The organism is Nocardia sp. NPDC006982, from assembly GCF_042869435.1.
Classification (GTDB): domain Bacteria; phylum Actinomycetota; class Actinomycetes; order Mycobacteriales; family Mycobacteriaceae; genus Nocardia.
The window spans coordinates 1-1,428 of the sequence record NZ_JBIAFV010000088.1 but is presented as its reverse complement, the minus strand read 5'-3'; the positions used below and the strand labels follow the sequence as shown (position 1 = coordinate 1,428).

General features: G+C 67.6%; 1 protein-coding gene. It reads left to right on the top strand.

All coding sequences use genetic code 11. From position 1 onward, the window contains the following. Positions 1–230: 230 nt before the first annotated feature. Positions 231–1,343 carry an IS110 family transposase gene (locus ACFYOW_RS49620; RefSeq protein ID WP_387299181.1) on the top strand — a complete coding sequence of 371 codons (1,113 nt, stop codon included), beginning with the start codon at positions 231–233 and terminating at the stop codon, positions 1,341–1,343. The last annotated feature ends 85 nt before the right edge of the window (positions 1,344–1,428 follow it).

The window sequence follows — 1,428 nt, the reverse complement described above, 5'->3', positions numbered from 1 at the left end:
ATCGCTTGAGCACTGTGAGGATGAATGCACACCGCCTGGCGAGCAGGATTGACCCAGCTTGAGACTGGCCACCCGTGCCTTCGTGATGACCTGTCGCCTGTCCGCCCGGTGGTGTGCACCGACCGGCGGGGACGTGTCCCCATAGGGGCCTTGCCTTGCATCGTCACAGTCCTGACCTCCTCGCTCGATCGGGCTCAATTGCTCTCGACCCGCACCGACGAGGAGACCCTGTGGCCAACGCCACCGAGCACACCACCGCCGAACCCAATAGCCTCGACGAGGGCGAGCAGATCGTGTTGGGTGTCGACACCCACGCCGACGCCCACGTCGCGGCAGTGATCACGGTCCTGGGCGTGCTGCTGGGCACCCAGGCGTTCCCGGCCACCGCCGCCGGATACGACGCGCTGCTGCAGTGGGCTCGTCAGCACGGCCGCCTGCGGCGGGCCGGAGTGGAAGGCACCAGCTCCCACGGCATTTCGCTGAACCGCCACCTGCGTCGCCGCGGTATCGAGGTGATCGAGGTCAACCGGCCCGACCGTGCCACACGGCGCCGGCGCGGCAAGACCGATGCCGTCGACGCCGAAAACGCCGCCCGCGCAGTGCTTTCCGGCCGAAGCAACGCTGTCGCCAAGACCGGCGACGGCGCAGTCGAAATGATCCGCATGGTCAAGATCGCCAAGGACTCCGCGGTCAAGGCCCGCACCCAGGCCATCAACCAGCTCCGCGCCGTGCTGGCTCGCACAGACCCCGCGCTGCGTGAATCGCTGGCCGGACTCGGCCCGGCCACGCTCATACGCCGCTGCGCGGACCTACCCGACACGCCGGTCCGCGACCTCGACACAACCGCGACCGTGGTGATTCGTGCTCTCGCGCAACGCATCCACGCCCTCGAAGCCGAGATCCGAGGCCATCAGCAGCAGCTGACCACTATCGTCACCGGCTGCGCTCCGCGGCTGCTCGAACGGCCCGGTGTCGGTGCCGACACCGCCGCCGCACTGCTGATCACCGCTGGCGACAACCCCGACCGGCTGACCAGCGAGGCGGCGTTCGCGGCCCTCTGCGGGGTCAACCCGATCGAAGCATCATCCGGGAAAACCGCACGTCGCCGACTCAACCGGGGTGGTGACCGGCGCAGCAACAGCGCCCTCTACACCGTCGTGCTCACCCGCCTCGGCCGCGACCAACGCACCCGCGACTACACCGAACGCCGCACCCACGACGGGAAATCCAAGAAAGAGATCATCCGCTGTCTCAAACGATACGCCGCCCGCGAACTTTTCCCGATCATCAGAGACGCGCTGTCACCAGGGGAAACAGCACCCGCAGCGACTTTACAAACATAGGGGCGTCATCACGCTCCATCGCCAGCTCGGCGTTCTCCCGCCGAAGCCGTTGCAGCTCTTCGCGTTCGGACTCGCTCAACCCGCC